The organism is Sessilibacter corallicola, from assembly GCF_021290925.1.
GTDB classification, from domain to species: Bacteria; Pseudomonadota; Gammaproteobacteria; order Pseudomonadales; family Cellvibrionaceae; genus Sessilibacter; species Sessilibacter corallicola.
Map to the genome: position 1 here is coordinate 291,805 of NZ_JAJSLX010000004.1, position 19,061 is coordinate 310,865.

22 protein-coding genes are annotated in these 19,061 nt (G+C 43.9%); 18 read left to right on the forward strand and 4 right to left on the reverse strand.

Features of this window, described 5'->3' with window-relative positions:
- Positions 1 to 308: 308 nt before the first annotated feature.
- From LU361_RS17980 to LU361_RS18065, 18 genes are all read left to right on the forward strand, one after another.
- The gene (locus tag LU361_RS17980; RefSeq protein WP_286206516.1) at positions 309 to 1,409 is read left to right on the forward strand and encodes a hydrogenase small subunit; all 1,101 of its coding nucleotides are present in this window, start codon (positions 309 to 311) and stop codon (positions 1,407 to 1,409) included.
- Positions 1,409 to 3,217, forward strand: coding sequence for a nickel-dependent hydrogenase large subunit (locus LU361_RS17985; RefSeq protein WP_233090477.1), 1,809 nt, complete (start codon positions 1,409 to 1,411; stop codon positions 3,215 to 3,217). Before LU361_RS17980 ends, LU361_RS17985 begins: the two co-directional genes overlap by 1 nt.
- 12 nt (positions 3,218 to 3,229) lie before the next feature.
- Entirely contained in the window at positions 3,230 to 4,000 is a 771-nt protein-coding gene (gene cybH, locus LU361_RS17990) for a Ni/Fe-hydrogenase, b-type cytochrome subunit (RefSeq protein WP_233090478.1), read from the forward strand.
- A gap of 666 nt (positions 4,001 to 4,666) precedes the next feature.
- Positions 4,667 to 5,308: a HyaD/HybD family hydrogenase maturation endopeptidase gene (locus LU361_RS17995; RefSeq protein ID WP_233090480.1), complete on the forward strand. Its 642-nt coding sequence runs from the start codon at positions 4,667 to 4,669 to the stop codon at positions 5,306 to 5,308.
- A 1-nt stretch (position 5,309) separates the two neighbouring features.
- Positions 5,310 to 5,654 (forward strand): HypC/HybG/HupF family hydrogenase formation chaperone, encoded by a 345-nt coding sequence (locus LU361_RS18000; protein ID WP_233090482.1) that lies wholly within the window; start codon positions 5,310 to 5,312, stop codon positions 5,652 to 5,654.
- On the forward strand, positions 5,654 to 6,037 hold the full coding sequence (locus tag LU361_RS18005) for a thioredoxin domain-containing protein (RefSeq protein ID WP_233090483.1): 384 nt from the start codon (positions 5,654 to 5,656) through the stop codon (positions 6,035 to 6,037). Before LU361_RS18000 ends, LU361_RS18005 begins: the two co-directional genes overlap by 1 nt.
- 33 nt (positions 6,038 to 6,070) lie before the next feature.
- Positions 6,071 to 6,985: a hydrogenase expression/formation protein gene (locus LU361_RS18010; protein WP_233090485.1), complete on the forward strand. Its 915-nt coding sequence runs from the start codon at positions 6,071 to 6,073 to the stop codon at positions 6,983 to 6,985.
- Positions 6,986 to 6,997: 12 nt separating this feature from the next.
- Entirely contained in the window at positions 6,998 to 7,231 is a 234-nt protein-coding gene (locus tag LU361_RS18015; RefSeq protein WP_233090487.1) for a rubredoxin, read from the forward strand.
- Between the two features lie 81 nt (positions 7,232 to 7,312).
- Positions 7,313 to 7,840, forward strand: coding sequence for a [NiFe]-hydrogenase assembly chaperone HybE (gene hybE, locus LU361_RS18020; protein WP_233090488.1), 528 nt, complete (start codon positions 7,313 to 7,315; stop codon positions 7,838 to 7,840).
- A 141-nt stretch (positions 7,841 to 7,981) separates the two neighbouring features.
- Positions 7,982 to 9,163: a hypothetical protein gene (locus LU361_RS18025; RefSeq protein ID WP_233090490.1), complete on the forward strand. Its 1,182-nt coding sequence runs from the start codon at positions 7,982 to 7,984 to the stop codon at positions 9,161 to 9,163.
- Complete coding sequence (gene hypA, locus LU361_RS18030) at positions 9,156 to 9,497, forward strand: hydrogenase maturation nickel metallochaperone HypA (protein WP_233090492.1); 342 nt, start codon at positions 9,156 to 9,158, stop codon at positions 9,495 to 9,497. The genes LU361_RS18025 and hypA overlap by 8 nt, the downstream gene beginning before the upstream one ends.
- A 1-nt stretch (position 9,498) precedes the next feature.
- Positions 9,499 to 10,449, forward strand: a complete 951-nt coding sequence (hypB, locus tag LU361_RS18035; protein ID WP_250647819.1) for a hydrogenase nickel incorporation protein HypB — start codon at positions 9,499 to 9,501, stop codon at positions 10,447 to 10,449.
- Between the two features lie 125 nt (positions 10,450 to 10,574).
- A complete protein-coding gene (locus LU361_RS18040) occupies positions 10,575 to 12,047 on the forward strand; it encodes a sigma-54-dependent transcriptional regulator (RefSeq protein WP_233090494.1) in 1,473 nt (490 codons plus the stop codon).
- Positions 12,048 to 12,050: 3 nt separating this feature from the next.
- Positions 12,051 to 14,606, forward strand: a complete 2,556-nt coding sequence (gene hypF, locus LU361_RS18045; protein ID WP_233090495.1) for a carbamoyltransferase HypF — start codon at positions 12,051 to 12,053, stop codon at positions 14,604 to 14,606.
- A gap of 20 nt (positions 14,607 to 14,626) precedes the next feature.
- Positions 14,627 to 14,860, forward strand: a complete 234-nt coding sequence (locus LU361_RS18050) for a HypC/HybG/HupF family hydrogenase formation chaperone (protein WP_233090497.1) — start codon at positions 14,627 to 14,629, stop codon at positions 14,858 to 14,860.
- A 2-nt stretch (positions 14,861 to 14,862) separates the two neighbouring features.
- The gene (gene hypD, locus LU361_RS18055) at positions 14,863 to 16,041 is read left to right on the forward strand and encodes a hydrogenase formation protein HypD (RefSeq protein WP_233090498.1); all 1,179 of its coding nucleotides are present in this window, start codon (positions 14,863 to 14,865) and stop codon (positions 16,039 to 16,041) included.
- Complete coding sequence (hypE, locus tag LU361_RS18060; protein ID WP_350338025.1) at positions 16,038 to 17,063, forward strand: hydrogenase expression/formation protein HypE; 1,026 nt, start codon at positions 16,038 to 16,040, stop codon at positions 17,061 to 17,063. The genes hypD and hypE overlap by 4 nt, the downstream gene beginning before the upstream one ends.
- Before the next feature lie 19 nt (positions 17,064 to 17,082).
- Complete coding sequence (locus tag LU361_RS18065; RefSeq protein WP_233090500.1) at positions 17,083 to 17,514, forward strand: secondary thiamine-phosphate synthase enzyme YjbQ; 432 nt, start codon at positions 17,083 to 17,085, stop codon at positions 17,512 to 17,514.
- 38 nt (positions 17,515 to 17,552) lie between these two features.
- Here LU361_RS18065 and LU361_RS18070 read toward each other — a convergent pair whose 3' ends face one another.
- Genes LU361_RS18070 through tusD form a run of 4 tightly spaced genes read right to left on the reverse strand, consistent with a single transcriptional unit; the run spans position 17,553 to position 18,992 of the window.
- Positions 17,553 to 17,891, reverse strand: a complete 339-nt coding sequence (locus LU361_RS18070) for a TusE/DsrC/DsvC family sulfur relay protein (RefSeq protein ID WP_233090502.1) — start codon at positions 17,889 to 17,891, stop codon at positions 17,553 to 17,555.
- The gene (gene tusB / locus LU361_RS18075) at positions 17,891 to 18,184 is read right to left on the reverse strand and encodes a sulfurtransferase complex subunit TusB (RefSeq protein WP_233090504.1); all 294 of its coding nucleotides are present in this window, start codon (positions 18,182 to 18,184) and stop codon (positions 17,891 to 17,893) included. The genes LU361_RS18070 and tusB overlap by 1 nt, the downstream gene beginning before the upstream one ends.
- 1 nt (position 18,185) lies before the next feature.
- Entirely contained in the window at positions 18,186 to 18,548 is a 363-nt protein-coding gene (gene tusC, locus LU361_RS18080) for a sulfurtransferase complex subunit TusC (RefSeq protein ID WP_233090506.1), read from the reverse strand.
- Between the two features lie 57 nt (positions 18,549 to 18,605).
- Positions 18,606 to 18,992: a sulfurtransferase complex subunit TusD gene (gene tusD / locus LU361_RS18085; protein WP_233090507.1), complete on the reverse strand. Its 387-nt coding sequence runs from the start codon at positions 18,990 to 18,992 to the stop codon at positions 18,606 to 18,608.
- Between the last annotated feature and the right edge of the window lie 69 nt (positions 18,993 to 19,061).

The window sequence follows — 19,061 nt, forward strand, 5'->3', positions numbered from 1 at the left end:
TGTGCTTTTAAATACTTTGCAGTTAATTGGTATTTTGGAAACCTACTTTACATGCACGTTTGCCGTTGACACCGAAACCTCGGTTTTCCTTTCTTTTAGCGCTGAACATTCAATTACCAGTTTTCTCTGATACTGGATGACTACTATTCTTTTTGTCTTGATAAATCAATATAACTTATTGATTTATTTGATTTTTTCTATCTGGTTTAGTTCTTGCTCAAGATGCCTCGCCTGATAAGGACCACGTAATCTGCCCGCGCTTTTTCAACCTAGCGCCACAGAATAGACAGCCAGAGGATTGACCACGCATGTCACAAATAGAAACCTTCTACGAGGTGATGCGACGTCAGGGGATTACCCGTCGTAGCTTCCTCAAATATTGCAGCCTTACCGCCGCTGCCTTGGGCCTTGGCCCGACTTTCGTCCCACAAATTGCTAATGCTATGGAAACCAAGCCTCGGACACCCGTGCTCTGGCTACACGGTTTGGAGTGTACCTGTTGTTCGGAATCGTTTATTCGGTCCGCCCACCCATTAGTGAAAGACGTTGTTTTATCCATGATTTCGTTGGACTACGACGACACCTTGATGGCATCGGCCGGCCACCAAGCAGAAGCCGTTTTAGAAGAGACAATCCAGAAGTACAAGGGAGAGTACATTCTAGCTGTAGAAGGGAACCCGCCGCTCAATGAAGACGGCATGTTTTGTATTGTTGGCGGTAAGCCGTTTTTGGATCAATTAAAGCACGCTGCCAAAGACGCGAAAGCAATCATTGCTTGGGGATCGTGTGCCAGCTGGGGATGTGTCCAGGCTGCTCGACCAAACCCAACACAAGCCGTTCCTATTCACAAAGTTATTAAAGATAAACCGATCATCAAAGTGCCTGGTTGCCCGCCAATTGCAGAGGTGATGACCGGTGTTATTACGTACATGCTTACCTTTGGCAAAGTGCCTGAATTAGACCGTCAAGGTCGACCAAAGATGTTCTACGGACAGCGCATTCACGATAAATGTTATCGCCGACCGCATTTTGATGCCGGTCAATTCGTTGAGGAATGGGACGACGAAGGGGCGCGCAAAGGTTATTGCCTTTACAAGGTTGGCTGCAAAGGCCCAACGTCTTACAACGCCTGTTCGACGATTCGCTGGAACGAAGGTGTGTCCTTCCCAATTCAGGCCGGTCATGGATGTATTGGCTGTTCGGAAGATGGCTTCTGGGATAAGGGCTCGTTCTACGATCGTTTAACCAACATTCCGCATTTTGGTATTGAGAAAAACGCCGACCAAATTGGTACCGCCGTCGCCGGTGGCGTTGGTGCGGCTATCGCTGCCCACGCTGCGGTCAGTGCGTTAAAACGTGCGACAACTTCTGACGACAAATCCCAGGCGAAGACAGAGGAGCATTCCTGATGACAATTCCACTTAATGTCAGTGGTTTAGACAATAGCGGACGTCGAATTGTCGTCGATCCAGTTACCCGTATTGAAGGTCACATGCGCTGTGAAGTGAATGTTGACTCGAATAATGTTATTCGCAACGCCGTTTCCACAGGAACCATGTGGCGCGGACTTGAAGTAATTTTAAAAGGTCGTGACCCACGTGATGCTTGGGCGTTTGTCGAGCGAATTTGCGGCGTGTGTACTGGCTGTCACGCGTTAACTTCGGTGCGTGCGGTGGAAGACGCACTCGGAATTGAAATTCCTTACAACGCGCATTTAATTCGTCATTTGATGGATAAAGCGTTAAACATTCACGATCACATCGTTCACTTTTATCACTTGCACGCGCTCGATTGGGTGAATCCAGTCAACGCTTTAAAAGCCGATCCAAAAGCGACGTCTGAATTGCAAATGATGGTGTCTCCAGCCCATCCAAAATCAAGCCCAGGCTATTTCCGTGACGTTCAAAACCGATTAAAGAAATTCATTGAAAGCGGCCAGTTGGGCTTATTTGCAAACGGCTACTGGGATAACCCCGCCTATAGAATGCCGCCTGCTGCGGATTTAATGGCAGTTGCTCATTATCTTGAAGCGCTCGATCTGCAAAAAGAAATCGTTAAAGTACACACCATTTTTGGTGGTAAAAACCCGCACCCGAATTACTTGGTGGGCGGTGTTGCTTGTGCGATTAACCTCGATGACGTGGGTGCCGCTGGTGCTCCAGTGAACATGACGAGCTTAAACTTTGTCTTGGAGCGAATTCGCGAAGCTCAAGATTTTACCAAAAATGTCTATATTCCCGATGTGCTAGCCATTGCAGGTATTTACAAAGACTGGTTGTACGGCGGCGGTTTGTCGGCAACGAATGTACTTTCATACGGAACTCACACCGTTGTGCCCGGAGATAAATCAACGGATCTTCTTCCCGCCGGAGCCATTGTTAACGGCAATTGGAACGAGATTCACCCAGTCGATGTTCGCGATCCAAACGAAGTGCAAGAGTTTGTTGATCACTCCTGGTACGAATACGGAGATGGTCAAACCGGGTTGCACCCTTGGGATGGTGATACCACGCCCAAATTTGAGTTGGGTCCAAATACCAAAGGCACAAAAACCGACATTAAAGAATTGGATGAAGCTCACAAGTACAGCTGGATTAAAGCGCCGCGCTGGAAAGGTCATCCGATGGAAGTGGGTCCGTTGCCGCGCTACATCATCGCTTATAACTCGGGTCGCGAGTACGTTATCGATCAGGTCGATCGCTCTCTGTCTGCCTTCAAACAAGCAACAGGCTCCGATGTTGGTTTGAAGCCATTTTTAACCTCCACCATTGGCCGTACTCTTGCGCGTGCGCTCGACTGTGAGTTGTGTGTTGATTCTATGGTGGACGATTGGCACGCGCTGATCAAAAACATCAAAAATGGCGACAGCTCCACGGCGAATGTTGAGAAGTGGGATCCGAGCACCTGGCCGAAGGAAGCAAAAGGTGTGGGAATCAACGAAGCTCCACGCGGTGCACTGGGCCACTGGATAAAAATCAAAGACGGCAAGATCGAAAACTATCAAGCGGTAGTGCCTACCACTTGGAACGGTTCTCCGCGCGATAGCGAAGGCAATATCGGATCTTTTGAGGCGTCTCTGTTAAATACTCCCGTTGAAAGACCGGAAGAGCCTGTTGAAATTCTGCGTACTCTTCACAGTTTCGACCCTTGTCTTGCGTGTTCAACCCACGTCATGTCTGAGGACGGGGAAGAGATGTCACGGGTGAAAGTCCGCTAATTTGGCGAGCAAATGGGTGGCAAACCCACCCATTTATTGTCTCGAATGGAGGAAGACATGTCCGAACAAATGATTGAATCTAATAAACCGGAAGAGGCTGAAAAGGTTCGCCGACAAACCGCCGTTTATGTGTACGAAGCGCCGTTGCGGCTGTGGCATTGGGTGACTGTGCTGAGCATTCTCGTGCTTTGTTTGACGGGGTATTTTATCGGCGCGCCCTTGCCAACTCAGCCCGGAGAGGCGATCGACAACTACTTAATGGGCTACATTCGCTTTGCGCATTTTGCGGCTGGATACGTGGTTACCATCGCATTTATTGGCCGCGTTTATTGGGCGTTTGTGGGCAACCATCACGCTCGTGAGCTGTTTGTGGTTCCTTTTTTTAAGAAGTCTTGGTGGGCTGGCGTGATTCATGAATTACGTTGGTATTTCTTTTTGGAGAAAACGCCTAAAAAGTACATTGGCCACAATCCGTTGGGGCAAATGGCGATGTTCACGCTGTTTGTGCTCGGCATGATTTTTATGATTTTCACCGGCTTCGCGCTCTATTCAGAAGGGCTCGGTGTTGGTAGCTGGGCAGATACTCTGTTTGGTTGGGTCATACCGTTAATGGGCCAAAGTCAGGATGTGCATACATGGCACCGTTTAGGTATGTGGCTCATTATTGTTTTTATTATGACCCATGTGTATGTGGCGATTCGTGAAGACATTATGTCGCGTCAATCATTAATTTCTACCATGGTTGGTGGTTGGCGTATGTTTAAAGACGATAAGCCCGACTAGTTAGGTCAATAAATTAAGTACACCCATAAACTAGTTTCACTAAGAAATTAGTACACCACGCAATTTCAGTTTAAATAACTGACCGCTTTTCGGACTCTATTTCTGCTGCTTTTCCTGCCCACCATGCCTGCAGTTAGAAATAGAGTTCGATTTTCTTTTTCCGAACACCGTTTTCTTTTTCTCGCCAATGTAGCCGTTCCGTTTATTGATAACTGGAAAGTGTATTTCCAGCACAAGACGATTTTATCGTGATTGTATTTTCATCGTACCGACAAAAATTACTGTGTTTGCTTGAGCTGGTAGCTCTTAATTTTTGAACATATATTCTTTGTTTTTACTTCCATCGTGTTCTATAAAATCCTATGGGTGGAAAGTTAGTTATCACTATTCCTATAATTGGTTACTACACTTTCTTTTGTGCGGTTGGGATCACTTGCAGATGGCGTGCAGCCCTTATGATGTCTGACTCTTAAAAATTATTGGTTTTGGCATATCTCTTGATTTGACCGACATCAAACTTTGCAATCGTAGCGTTATTTGTCTCCTTTAAAGCTAGGTGATAAGTAAGTTGCCATTGGAATGATTATAAAAAAAGTGACTATAAAAAAGCGAAGCTCAATCAGCACGAAGCTTCTGATATAACTGATATAACGCCGGTTGATTAGTATGGAAAAAGACGTTCTTATCCTAGGAATAGGGAATCTCTTGTGGGCGGACGAAGGGTTTGGCGTTCGCTGTGTCGAGCAGCTCAATACAACCTATGACTTTCCGCATAATGTCACTTTGTTGGACGGCGGCACGCAGGGGTTGTACCTGGTTCAATACGTTCAACGCGCCGACATCATGGTGGTGTTTGATGCCATCGATTACGGTTTAGAACCTGGAACCATCAAGGTCATTGAAGGTGATGATGTGCCCAAATTTATGGGTGCTAAAAAAATGAGCTTGCATCAAACCGGATTCCAAGAAGTCCTTATGACTGCGCAATTCGCAGGCGGTTATCCGTCAGAATTGGTACTGATTGGTGTTCAGCCAGAAGCCATTGAAGATTTCGGCGGTAGCTTACGAGATTGCGTAAAAAACCAAATTCAACCGGCATTGGCCATTGCGCTTGATTATCTTAACGAGCGCGGCGTGGTTATCTCTAAAAAGTCGGATCAAGACAACGCTGAAGTTCCTGATTTGGCGCCGAACCAACTGAATATTGATGTCTACGAAGCGGGCCGTCCAGCGGAGGCGGAGGCTTATCGACACGGTGACGTGCGCTTTATTCCCAACGCAATCAATACCCACGACGGCGAAGCCTAAGATGTGTATTGGTATTCCAATGCAGGTTAGGTCTGTCGATCAAAACCGTGCTTACTGCGTTAGATATTCTCTGAATTCGGTTGAATCGCAACCCGAATTAGTCGATGTCTCGTTGGTGGGCAAGCTGAATCCAGGCGATTGGGTTTTAGTGTTTATCAACGCGGCGAGAGAAATTATTTCCGAGGACAGAGCCCGACAAGTCGGTGATGCACTGAAAGCCTTAGAAGCCGTAAACAGCGGTGATTTAACCCAGCTCGATGGGCTGTTTGCAGATTTAGATCGAGAACCGCAATTACCTGCGCATTTATTGAATCAAACCCATCAATCTTCGACCAAGGAAAATTAATGTCTCATCCATTGCTTGATAGATTACACAACGAATTTAACTACCCACTGCTGACCACAGATTCTTTGGACGAATTCACCCGACAAAATACATTAACGGTTCTCTTTTTTACCGGCGACCCCATTCGCCAAAAAGAGACCGCTGATGTTGCGGTTGTATTGCCCGAAATTATCGGACAATTTCCTCAATTAAGCGCAGCAGTAATTGATCGCGGCAGTGAATTGGAATTGCAGAAAAAATACAATTTTCTGGTTTGGCCGGCGTTAGTTTTTCTAAGAGAAGGCGAGTTTTTAGGAAGCATAACCAAGATTCGAGACTGGAGTGAATATCTCGATGAAATTCCTAAGATTCTTTCTCGTACACCTCAACCCATTGCTTCTTAAACTCGCTGTTTCTTAATACCAGGACATAACAACATGAAAGGTGATATCCCACTGTTTGATTTGAGCAACCCTCAACCTGATCCTACCGCACTGGGGGTGAGAGTGGGTCCGGGCTCTCAAGTAGAAGAACAGGCACTGACTTATTTAACCATGCCAAAGGAAATGGATACGTTTGATATTCCGATGTTGCCCGAGCACCACGAAATCTCTCGATTTCCATTGTTGGATAAATTACTCGATGAATTGCAAAACGCCTTGGATCTGCGCGCACAAGTAGAAGTGCTTGCCGCAGAAACCGGTTTTATTGCACTGGACGTTTTAGAACCCGAAGCGTGCGGTTTGTTGTATCAAACGCTGGGTGACGGTGAAGTCGCAATTGTTATCAATGCCGATGACAATAACGAAAAAATTCGAGTTCAGGAAACCTCACTAGCAGGTGTGTGGTGGCTGCAAAAAGTGGCCGCGGATGATTCCGTTATTTCACAGTGGATTGAAGTGGGAGCCATTCCAACGGACGTTGAATTGCGCACTAGAAAATCCGATTTTAATTTTGATCAACTCAACGAAAATTTGCCCGCTGATATTCTTAATGCTGGTCCAGTGATTTATGAATTATTGGATAAAGCAAAAGAACATTATCGATCACCGCGTTCTCAAGCTCATGTGATTAATTTATCGCTATTGCCTTTTCCACCAGAAGATCACGTTTTTTTGTACGAGCGTTTAGGTCACGGCAAAGTGTCTGTTTTATCGCGCGGTTACGGAAATTGCCGAATCACCAGTACCGAGGTGCCTGGTATTTGGCGAGTGCAGTATTTTAACAGTACCGATCAGTTGATTCTCGATACCTTCGAAGTTATTGCCGTGCCGCAAGTGGCATGCGCAGCGATAGAAGATATTGAAGATTCGGCGCAGCGGTTACGTGAAATTCATGAAGCACTAAAATAAGAAAATTTTATTATGAGTGAACCAACAAATGCGACAAAAGGGTTTGAAGGCAGCTATCTAGGGGATGACTCCCAACTGAGTGATACTGCGATACTGGAATGCAAAATTTGCTGGTACCAGTACAACCCTGAGGTAGGTGATGATGTTTGGCAAATTGCTCCAGGAACACCGTTTACCCAATTACCGGATCATTGGTGCTGTCCTGAGTGCGATGGCGATAAAGATCAATTTATGGTGATTAAATAAAACCAAACCCGGCAATACATAGGTTGTTCATAGAATAAAAATACCTACTGATTTTTTACAACAATAAATAAAGGTAATCGTGTGACTGAATTATTGACACAAACCAAGGAAAAAATTCTGGATCACTATCGTTGTGTGCAAGCGACGATGTCTGAGTTGCCTTTTTATTGTTCTCATCTTGATGTTGAGTTAGTGGGTTGGCAAAACCTCTATGAAAAAGATAAAACAACCGAACACTGGTGTTCCATCGGTGTTTTAATTACGCCTTGGTGTATGAATGTTATCTTGGTGCCAAATCACACGGTTTTAAATGCCTCTCCAGATGTACAACCGTTTCCCACTGTAGGAGAGACCTGGCAGGTGGCTTTAAATGGCGGTGTGTTCGAATTTACCTGTGCGGATGATATGGGTTTTGGCCAATTTGCCAGTGGCTCGTTAATTTCGGTAATGCAACAGTTTGAGCATCAAACCGCAGCGGTGAGTTTTGCTGAACAAAGCTTGCATATGCTTTTGAATTTACCGAGTAAGACGGGTAACAAAAATAATCCCAATAATGAGAAAAAGCTTTCGCGTAGGGCGTTGTTTGCTCAACTTTTACCGGTTGGTTAATGTTCTCATTAATACGTATTTTTATTAATAAAAGTTTATAAGTGCATAATTGCCAGTAATCGTAGTTGTTAAAATTAGTTCTTAAAAGTAGTTGTTAAAATTAGTTGGCAATAGTCATTGGTAAAAAGGGCTCTAGCAGAGATGAACCTAGGACATTTAAAAGTAACTGCTGAGATTGGTGAAGGTACAATTGTCATTCGTCATGATTATCAGCGGCCTTTAAAACAGGTTTCAACGCTGTTGCTAAGCTCATCGCCAGAAAAAGCGTGTGACTTATTACCGGTGCTTTTTTCGGTATGCGGTAATTCTCATAAAGTTGCTGGACTTTTAGCAAATGACTTAATGAAAGAGCAAGATATCGATTTTTATTCGCAAAAAATAATGCTCGAAAACCTTCGGGAAAGCGTGTTTCGGCTTCTTAATGTTTGGTCATATCCTGCTGAGCCAAAAAGCAGTGTTTTAATTACCAAATTGTTGGGGGATTGCCTGTCACTTCCTTTTGAACAAAGTAATCAAAAAATAGCCGCGAAATTAAACAGTGCTTGGCAGGGTTTTATTGGTTCCGATGATCATTTTTCATTATGGCTGAATCAGTTGCACAACACATTGAAAAACGATTGCTGTTTTATTGATGAGAGCAACTGTATTGATGAAAGTAACTGTATTAATGAGAGTAACAGAAACAGTGAATCCTTAATTGAAAAGTATTCTCTCGACGATTGTAAACAAGGCTTAGATTATTTGAATTCAACATTGCCCGTAAAGGTGAACGTTGATTCCGGTGTTGGAATATCTATCTTTTTTGATCACAGTATTTCTTTACAGGAAAAACTTTTATTGGCGGCGGTTGCGGCATTTTGCCAAACAGTGGATTGTGTTGCTTCGCTTTTATCTCTGTGCGGTTGTGCCAATAACTACAGTCTTGGCGGTACCTACAGTCTTGGCGGTTCCTCAAAGGCAGACACTCTATTTTTTCAAAAGCGTGTATCACCTGGAATACAAGAAGGCCATGTACTGACATCGCGAGGTTGGCTGCAACATACTGTGAGCCAAAAACTAGGTAATGAAAGTTTGACTGATAAAATTGCCGTTCAATGGGACATAAACGCGCCTACAGACGTCAATTTTGCAAGCCAACATAGGTCGGTGTTTAAACCACTGGAAGACGTGTTTTTAAAAAATAATCATTCCAATAAATGGGTTGGGAATTTATTGACTAAAAAGAATAAAGGCATTCTTCAAACCGTTGAAAAACTGGTAAGTTGGTATATTAAAGCCATTGATCCCTGTTTAGCGTATTCGGTGGAGGCTCGTTATGCATGAAATGTCGATAGCTGAGGGTGTTATTCAAGTTATTGAAGAGCAAGCTAAGGCGCAGGCCTTCAGCAAAGTAAAAGCGTTATGGTTAGAAGTTGGCCCAATGTCGATGGTTGAATCTGACGCGCTGAGATTTTGTTTTGAAGCGGTCAGTAAATCAACGATTGCCGAAGGGGCCGTGTTGGAAATTATTGAATTGAAAGGTCAGGGCTGGTGCTTGAATTGCCACAGTACCGTAGAGATAGAAAAGCGTTTTGATGAATGCCCCAAATGCGGCAGTTATCAAATACAAGTTACCAGCGGTGACGAATTAAGAATTAAAGAATTAGAGGTCGTCTGATATGTGTACAGTTTGCGGATGCAGTGAAGGTGAAGTAAGTATTGAGCACGATGGTCATCATCACGACCACAACCATGATCATCCCCATTCTCACAAGGGAGAACATCATCACCACCATGAGCACTCGGTTGCAACTGAACCAGAGGCTGCAACTAAACCTGAGACTGCAACAAGCGTTAGCGATAACGGCGATTTACACTTTGGTCAGGGGCCTGCACGCGCACATGTGCCTGGTTTATCGCAAGCGCGAATGGTGCAAATCGAGCAAGATATCTTGGGTAAAAATGATCGCTATGCTGCCCAAAACAGAAAGGTATTTTCTGAAAATAGCTTGCTGGCGCTCAACTTGGTTTCAAGTCCGGGGTCGGGTAAAACCACCTTATTAACAGAGACCATCAAGAAAATAAAAAATCACGCTGTTGCCGTGATTGAAGGCGATCAACAAACCAGTAACGATGCTGATCGAATCCGAGAAACCGGTGCTAAAGCCGTTCAGGTTAATACCGGTAAAGGCTGCCATTTGGACGCACATATGGTGGGCCACGCCATGGAGCATTTGGGTGAATTAACCGGTGGTGTGTTGTTTATTGAAAATGTCGGGAATTTAGTGTGTCCGGCAGCGTTTGATTTGGGTGAAGCGCACAAGGTTGCCATTTTATCAACCACTGAAGGTGAAGATAAGCCGCTTAAATACCCCGATATGTTTTACGCAGCCGATCTAATGATTTTAAATAAAATTGATTTATTGCCTCATTTAGATTTCGATGTTGATGCGTGCATTGAATACGCAAAACGTGTAAACCCCAACATTGAAATTATTCAAGTTTCCGCACGCTCTGGTGAAGGTATGGAAACTTGGATGGATTGGATTGAATCAAAACGTGTTGCCGGATTGAATGTTCAAATTGAACAGCTGAAAAAGCAGTTACATACGATGGAATCACTACTGTAATCCGATTTTTGCAGTAGAAAAATAATGAGGCGTTTTTAGGATAAGAGTATAACTACTTATATAAATCGTTTTTATATCAATAGTTGCGCTCTTACATTCTAAAAAATACCGTGGTGGGGAAAGTAATGACCGGTAATAGACCGACTGTTTTATGTGTAGACGACGAACAGAGATCTCTGGAAACATTGGAGCGAACGCTCGATGATGACTTTGACGTTCTGTGCGCAACCAGTGCTTATGATGCGCTCGAATTATTAGAGCGTGAACAAGTTTCTGCCGTTGTTTGCGATCAACGCATGCCGGGCATGAACGGCGTTGAGCTATTGTCTCAAGTGCGCCAGCGTTGGCCGAATATTGCCAGACTTATATTGTCGGGCTATACCGATTCGGAAGATATTATTCGGGGATTAAACGAAGCCGGAATTTATCAGTACATTACCAAGCCTTGGCATCCCGACCACCTTATTTTAGCGTTGAAAAATTCGTGTCGTCTGGCCGAGCTTGAAAGCGAAAACGAATCACTGTCGACTGAAATACGATTAACCGCCGCCCAAGCTGAAACTCGAATTCAAGAAAAGAAAGCCAAATTAAAGCAACAGTTTGCCTTGAGTGAGATTGTCCGCAGTTCAGAAAGTCCGTTAAATAAAGCGTGCAGTCAAGTTCAGCGAATTGCCCCGTACGATGTTTCCGTGTTAATTACGGGTCCGTCTGGAACGGGTAAAGAGTTATTTGCCCGTGCGTTGCATTACAACAGTTTACGAGCAGAGCAGCCGTTTATTGTTGAAAACTGTGGTGCCATGCCAGACGATTTATTGGCATCTGAGCTATTTGGTCATCGAAAAGGTGCGTTTACTGGAGCGATGGGTGATCACGCGGGTTTGTTTGAACAAGCCAATGGTGGCACTTTATTCCTAGACGAAATTGGCGATATTTCTTCCAGTTTTCAGGTGATGTTGCTTCGTGTTCTGCAAGAAAAAGAAGTACGGCGCGTCGGTGATGACAAACGACGACGCGTGGATGTTCGAGTTATTGCCGCCACTAACCGAGATTTAGAAGCCGAAGTGGCTGCCGGTCGTTTCCGGGAAGATCTTTATTTCCGATTGGCTGAGCTGACGTTGACCTTGCCTTCTTTGTCGCAACGCAAAGTTGATATTCCCGTATTAGCTGAGCATTTTTTAAAGTGTTCCAGCGAAAATTTCTCGAAACCTGCGGAAAAATTTAGCGAAGAAGCGTTGGAAGCTCTGTCGGCTTATCATTGGCCTGGAAATGTTCGCGAATTGCAAAATGAAGTGCGCCGTATGTTGGTGCTGGCGGATTCGCCAGTGTTAGGCGCAGAATTAATGAGCCCAAGATTACTTCGCGTCTTACCCGATAATAACGAGCCAGAACCGTTATTAGAAGCATTGCTCAGTCGTCAACAAGGCTGGAGCGAAGGCTGTACATTGAAAGACAAAACCGAAATGCTCGAAAAACAATTGCTTCGTGAAACCATGATTCGTCACCGTTGGAATAAGAGTCGAGCGGCAGAAGAATTAGGGTTATCTCGTGTTGGGTTGCGAGCCAAATTAGATCGGTATGGGTTAGAGCCCAAGGCGTAATTTGTGAACACCTCGTTGAGCTTAAATATCAATAATTCGTTGTCTGGCTGGCGCATTGTTTTCGTCGGACAAGTGCAAGGCGTTGGATTTAGGCCGTTTATTTATAATTTAATAAAAAAATTAGGTTTACGAGGGCAAATTTATAACTGTGGCGCTGATGCTGTATTGGAATTGCTGGCTTCTGAAAAAGTTATCAATGATTTAATTGATGATATTAAAAATAAACTTCCTCAATTAGCAAGAATCGACGACCTTACTCAATCACCATTAACCGTAACTGATATTGAGTCTCTGCTAAAAAATACGCAAAACGAACAATTTTCTATTGTGGGCAGTTCTGATGAAGTCAACCCTTCATTAAATGTGGCTCCCGATACTGCACCTTGCAGTGATTGTCTGAACGAACTCTTTGACAAATATAACCGTCGATTTTTATACCCATTTATAAACTGTACGCAATGCGGACCGCGTTTCACGATTATCAATCAATTACCATACGATCGACCGAACACATCAATGCACGAGTTTGAACAGTGCGGTACGTGTTTGCATGAGTACAATGACCCGAGTTCACGACGATTTCATGCGCAGCCCAATGCGTGTGAACAGTGCGGGCCGCAATTGTGGAATGTCATAAAAAATGCTGATTTTAACTTTATAGAAAAATCAGAAAAAAACGCAATTGAAATTGCAGTAGAGGCCATTAAACAAGGCGCAATCATTGCGATGCGTTCAGTGGGTGGATTTCATCTGGTCTGCGATGCAAAAAATGCTGAGGTCGTTAAAAAGCTTCGGGCTCGAAAGCGTCGTCCGACAAAACCGTTAGCGGTAATGGTTGCCAATAGTGCCAGTGCTAATGAGTGGGTGAAAATCACGCGTTCCGCTGATGAGTTACTGAATTCTCCTCAAGCGCCGATCGTTGTCACGGATGTTGATACAGATAAAAAATTCGATAACTCCGAATGGTTACAGGAACTCTCTCCTGGGTTATCACGATTAGGCGTTATGCTTCCGCAATCACCGTTACACTGGTTGCTGTTTTATTATTATCAGAATTCACCTGAATCATCGCATTGGATGCGAGAGTATTGTTCTTTAGCATTGGTGATGACAAGTGCTAATCGCTCAGGCGAACCGTTGATAACCGATAATGATGAAGCTTTAGAAAAATTGTCTGATATTGCGGATGTGTTCCTTTTGCACAATCGTGATATTGTCACGCGCTGTGATGATTCTGTATTTTCTGCCTGGACTGATCGAGAAATTCCAATTCGTTTGGGAAGAGGGTATTCGCCCTACAAATTTTCTTTGATGAATCAGGATGACGGTTTATCTGCCGATAGCTTGTTTTCGAATAATAGATCTATTTTGGCATTGGGCAGTTACCTTAAAAATGCGGTGGCGGTAAATAAAGGTAACGATATTTGTGTATCCCAGCATGTCGGTGACTTAGATCATCCAGACAACTGCAATCAATTGGATTCTACGGTCCAGCATTTACTTGATTTAATGAAGGTAAAACCCCATGCCATTGCGTGCGATCTTCACCCCGAAGGTTATGGTAGGCAATTGGCGGAGCGGCTGAGCCGTGAGTATGAGATTCCCTTAATTGAGGTGCCTCATCACGTTGCTCATATTTATTCGGGTGTTGCAGAGAACAATTTAACGACGGATTATTTTGGAGTGGCGCTCGATGGCTTCGGCTTAGGTTGGGATAAAAAACCGCGCGGCGGCGAGCTGTTATTGATTCAAAATAACAAAGAACATAACGATTTATTTTTACCTGTTGGCCAGATTTCTCCTATTGCGATGCTTGGTGGTGACAAATCTTCGAAAGAGCCTTGGCGTTTAGCGCTTTCACTAGTTCACCATCTTGTACAAAATAATATAGACCTTAAAACTGACCTTTATTCCCAGTTTCCGCACTTGTTAACACTTCAATCTGAAAATCCCATATTGATTGAAATGTTAAACAAACATATTAATTGTCCTCAGACAACCAGCCTAGGGCGCTGGTTCGATGCCATTGCTGGTCTTTTGGGTATTTGTGATTTTCAAACATACGAAGGTGAAGCAGCAATGCGGCTTGAGGCTTTGGCCAGTCAATGCTTAACGCCAGCGTCTGATGGTTCTAGCTTTGAGCATGCTATAAAAGCAAAACTAGATTATAAAATTGATATACAGCGTTTTCTTTACAAGAAAGATTCGATAATAGAATTGAATCTTTACGAAGTTATTATTGAGCTAGTGAGTGAATATAAAAAGACTCAATCTGTTGAGCAATTCGCCTTGGGATTTCATATTTATACGGCAAAATTAATTGCAGGCTGGATTGAATTTGCCGGTAAGCAATATGCGAATGTGGTCGATGTAATTTTATCGGGTGGCTGCATTCAAAACCGCTTGCTAACAGAAGCGCTGATGATGGAATTAAAACAAAAAAACTATCATCCTATCTTGCCGAAAAAAATTCCTGTCAATGATGGTGGAGTTGCAGTGGGGCAGATTTTGTATGGAATGAAGCACTTGGCTTCTGAGTGTTTGAATACTAAAAATTAATATTATTGAGAGTAACCGTAATGTGTTTAGCCTTGCCTGTTCAAATTGAAGAAATTCAAGATGAAAACACTGCTTTAGCCAATATCGATGGAGTCAAAAAAGCCATTAATGTTGCGTTAATTGAGGATCTTCAAGTCGGTGATTTTGTCATCATGCACGTTGGTTTTGCACTGAAGAAACTGGATCGAGACGAAGCTGAGAAAACGTTGGCGTTGTTTTCAGAAATCGACTCTTCATTAACGGCTGGGAGTTAATTATGAAATACATTGATGAATTTCGAGATGGCGATTTGGCAAGAAAAGTATCCAAGGCGATTTCTGATGAGGTAAAACCCGGAATAAAATACCATCTAATGGAGTTTTGCGGTGGCCATACTCACGCAATTTTCCGATACGGTTTACCGGAATTGTTGCCACAAAATATTGACTTAATTCACGGTCCGGGTTGTCCGGTTTGCGTGTTACCCATTGCACGACTCGATATGGCAATGGCACTTGCTAAACAAGAGAATGTTATTCTTTGTACCTATGGCGATATGTTGCGTGTTCCTGGTAGCGGACGCCGGAGCTTGTTAAAAATTAAAGCGGAAGGTTCGGATGTTCGAATGTTGTATTCTCCGGCCGATGCTTTGACTATTGCTCAAGAAAATCCTGATAAAGAAATTGTGTTTTTCGCCATTGGTTTTGAGACAACCACGCCGCCAACAGCGGTTGTTCTGCAACAGGCAAAAGCATTAGGGATTAAGAATTTCTCGGTATTTTGTAACCATGTGTTAACACCGGCAGCAATGCACGCAATATTAGCCACTGACAGCAGTGATGAACCTCTTAAGTTGGACGGATTTATTGGTCCCGCTCATGTTAGCACCGTGATTGGTTATGAGCCTTACGCTATTTTTCCAAAACAATACGGAACACCGGTGGTTATTGCCGGGTTCGAGCCTTTGGATGTGTTACAGGCGATTTTAATGTTGGTTAGACAACTCAACGAAGGAACATCGATTGTTGAAAATGAATTTACCCGCGCGGTAACATCTGAAGGCAATAAAAAGGCAAATAAAATCACTCAAGAAGTGTTTGAATTGCGCGATACATTCGAGTGGCGTGGCCTGGGCTTTGTTCCGCACAGCGCGCTTCAAATTCAAGAGAGTTATCGCGAATTTGATGCGGAATATCGCTTTGCCAGTGTACTAACCGAGTACGAGCGCGCTTTGAAAAATACGCCAAAAGACAACAAAGCTTGTGAATGTCCCTCCATTTTACGCGGCGCTAAAAAACCCCACGACTGCAAATTGTTCGGCACTTCGTGTACACCTGATAATCCGTTGGGTTCTTGTATGGTGTCTTCTGAAGGCGCTTGTGCTGCTTATTATCAATATGGGCGCTATCAGCAGGTTGAAACTCAAGAAATAAAACTCGAAGGAATCAGCGCGTGAATCGTATTGATTGGAAGCATGGTAAAGTTGAAATGGTTCACGGCGGTGGTGGCCGTGCCATGGTTGAGTTAATTTCTCAATTATTTGCTAAAGAGTTCGATAATGAATTTCTCAATCAAGGTAATGACGGTGCCATTTTAGCGGCAACCAATGGACGCTTAGTAATGGCGACCGATAGCCACGTTATTTCACCGCTATTTTTTCCCGGTGGAGATATCGGCTCGTTAAGTGTTCATGGAACGGTAAATGATGTGGCCATGAATGGAGCCAAGCCACTTTATTTATCCGCGAGTTTTATTCTTGAAGAAGGTTTTCCTTTATCGGATTTGAAAACTATCGTGCAGTCCATGGCGGCAGCGGCAAGGGACGCTCATGTGCCAATCGTAACGGGCGATACCAAGGTAGTTGAGAAAGGCAAGGGCGATGGTGTTTTTATCACCACAACCGGTATTGGTGAAGTTTATGCAGGAGTCAGTGTTTCAGGCAATTCTGTAAAACCGGGCGATAAAATTTTAGTGTCTGGTTCAATGGGCGATCACGGCGTTACCATTCTTTCTCAGCGTGAGCATTTGGGGTTTTCCTCAGAGCTGCAAAGCGATACGCAATCGTTGCACGATTTAGTCGAGTCGATGGTTAATCAGTTTCCGCAGATTCGTTGTTTGCGTGATCCAACCCGAGGCGGGTTAGCGAACACGTTGAATGAAATTGCTAAACAGTCTTCAGTGGGAATTACTATTGAAGAATCTCAAATTCCCGTCAAACCTCAGGTTGCCGCAGCTTGTGAATTTTTAGGTCTCGATCCGCTGTATGTGGCGAATGAAGGTAAGTTAATCGCAATTTGTCCAGCCGAATATTCCACGGAACTGTTACAGCTGATGAAACAACATCCTAAAGGTGCCGAATCAGCAATTGTGGGTGAAGTTACTGAAGACAGTCATTGCTTTGTGCAAATGGTGACAAAATTTGGTGGTCGGCGTATGGTAGATTGGTTGAACGGAGAACAGTTACCCAGAATTTGCTAATTGAGGTTGAATAAAAACAATGTGGTTCCAGAAAGAAATTAGATTAACGTCTAAGCCCCGTGGTTTTCATTTGATTACTCATGAAGTTCTGGATTTGTTGCCGGAAATTCAAAGCTTTGATGTCGGCTTACTGCATTTGTTTATTAAACACACGTCTGCCTCGTTAACAATTAATGAAAACGCTGACCCGACGGTGAGATCGGATTTTGAAAAGTTTTTTAATCGATTGGCACCAGAGGATCAGCCTTATTACGAACATACGTTAGAAGGCAGCGATGATCTTCCAGCGCATTTTAAAAGCAGTATTTTAGGTGCGTCTCAGTCGTTGCCAATCAAGAATGGAACATTGAATTTAGGCACTTGGCAGGGAATTTATTTGGGAGAGCATCGAAATTATGGTGGTGCCAGAACGCTTGTTGCCACTGTTCAAGGTGAGCAAGCGTCACCTTAGTTCTCTTGGGTTTTGTGCGCGGGTTTTATAAAAATGCTTTATAAACAATTCGTCGGTTTGGGTAGTCCGGCGATTCTGCTGGCAACTCTGGCCGGGCTCTCTGGAAACAATTTGAGTAGATAAACGCTTTTACCTTTTTCGTCGCCCAGTTTCTGTTTTACTTGTTTTACCAGTATTCTCATTGCTGGTGATATTTCAAACTGCTGATAAAATTCACGCAGAAGGTGTATGACTTCCCAGTGAGCTTCGCTGAGTTGAATATTTTCTTCGCGCGCGAAAGCATTGGCAATATCTTCGTTCCATTCTTCTAAATTTTTTAAGAAACCCACGTCGTCGAGCTGAATTTCTTTATCATTTACGTTCAGCGTTTGTGTCATTAAAACCAGCTCTGGCAAAGGGGATAGCGTTCGACAATTTCAACCATTTGGTGGAAATCAATGGATAGCACGCGTGGAGTGGGGGTTGTATCTAATGCTCTTGCCAGACAGTCGTCTTTGATGGCGAACACTTCCTTGATGCTTTTATCTTCTATGTTGGCCAGATGAGCGTTGGTTAAGCCATAGACTCCGTCGCCGATGAGCAAAAGTGCGTCTGATTCGGTAATTACATTCAGGCAGTCGACCAAGTGCGAGCTGTTGAACGGTGATGTAGAGACGATATGTAAGATCATTTTAAAAACTGAGTAATTTGTCTTGTTTCGACATCAGGGCGTTTATCTTTGATCGGTCCAATAATGTTACCGTCAGTGGGCCGCCTGAGAGCGTAATATTTCTCAAGGCTACCGATTCTTCACAAGCGTAGATTTTATCGATGTCATAGATTGCGAGAGCCGAAAGCATTTTTTCAACTGAACTTTTTTTGATCAATTGAGCTTGCTGATTTGGACTGAGATGAAATACGCCATCGTTGATAAACAAAATACTGATATTTTGACCATAGGCCGAGCAGGCGAGTAGTGCGTCGACGATCTCTTTTCCGGGCAGTGGTCCGTAGGGCGTTTGCCGAATGACGAACAAAAGGTTTTTAGGCGTCATGTGATTCACCGAATATTAGGGTGCTGGCTTCGTTCGAGCGGTCTGTTTTCATTTCATCTAACCAAAGGTCACAAATCGATCGCTTTTAACCGCGGCATCTAGCAGTTGGCCCAAACCTACGATTTGAAATTTGTCGTTGAGATTTGCGCAATGTTTATGATTTCGAGTCGCTTCGTCTGCATCCAGAATACCTCGGCGGATACCAGCGGCAATACATACGCACAATTCTACTTGATGATTATTCGCTAGCTCTGCCCAAGCCTCGGGTAAATTCACCTCGTCACTCGGAGGTGTTGCCAGGCTGTTGCCGTTGTACACGCCGTCAAAGTAAAAGAATATCTTGTAAATCTCGTTGGAAGATTCGGTTACGGCTTGAGCGAAGCGGTAGGCGTTATAAGCTGCGGGAGAAGAAGGTGGAGCGTAGACCCCAAGAGACAATTTCATTGAGTGATAAGCTTTCAGTGTGGTGGGTCTCTAAACGAAAAATGCCCCATAACGAGGGGCATTTTAACG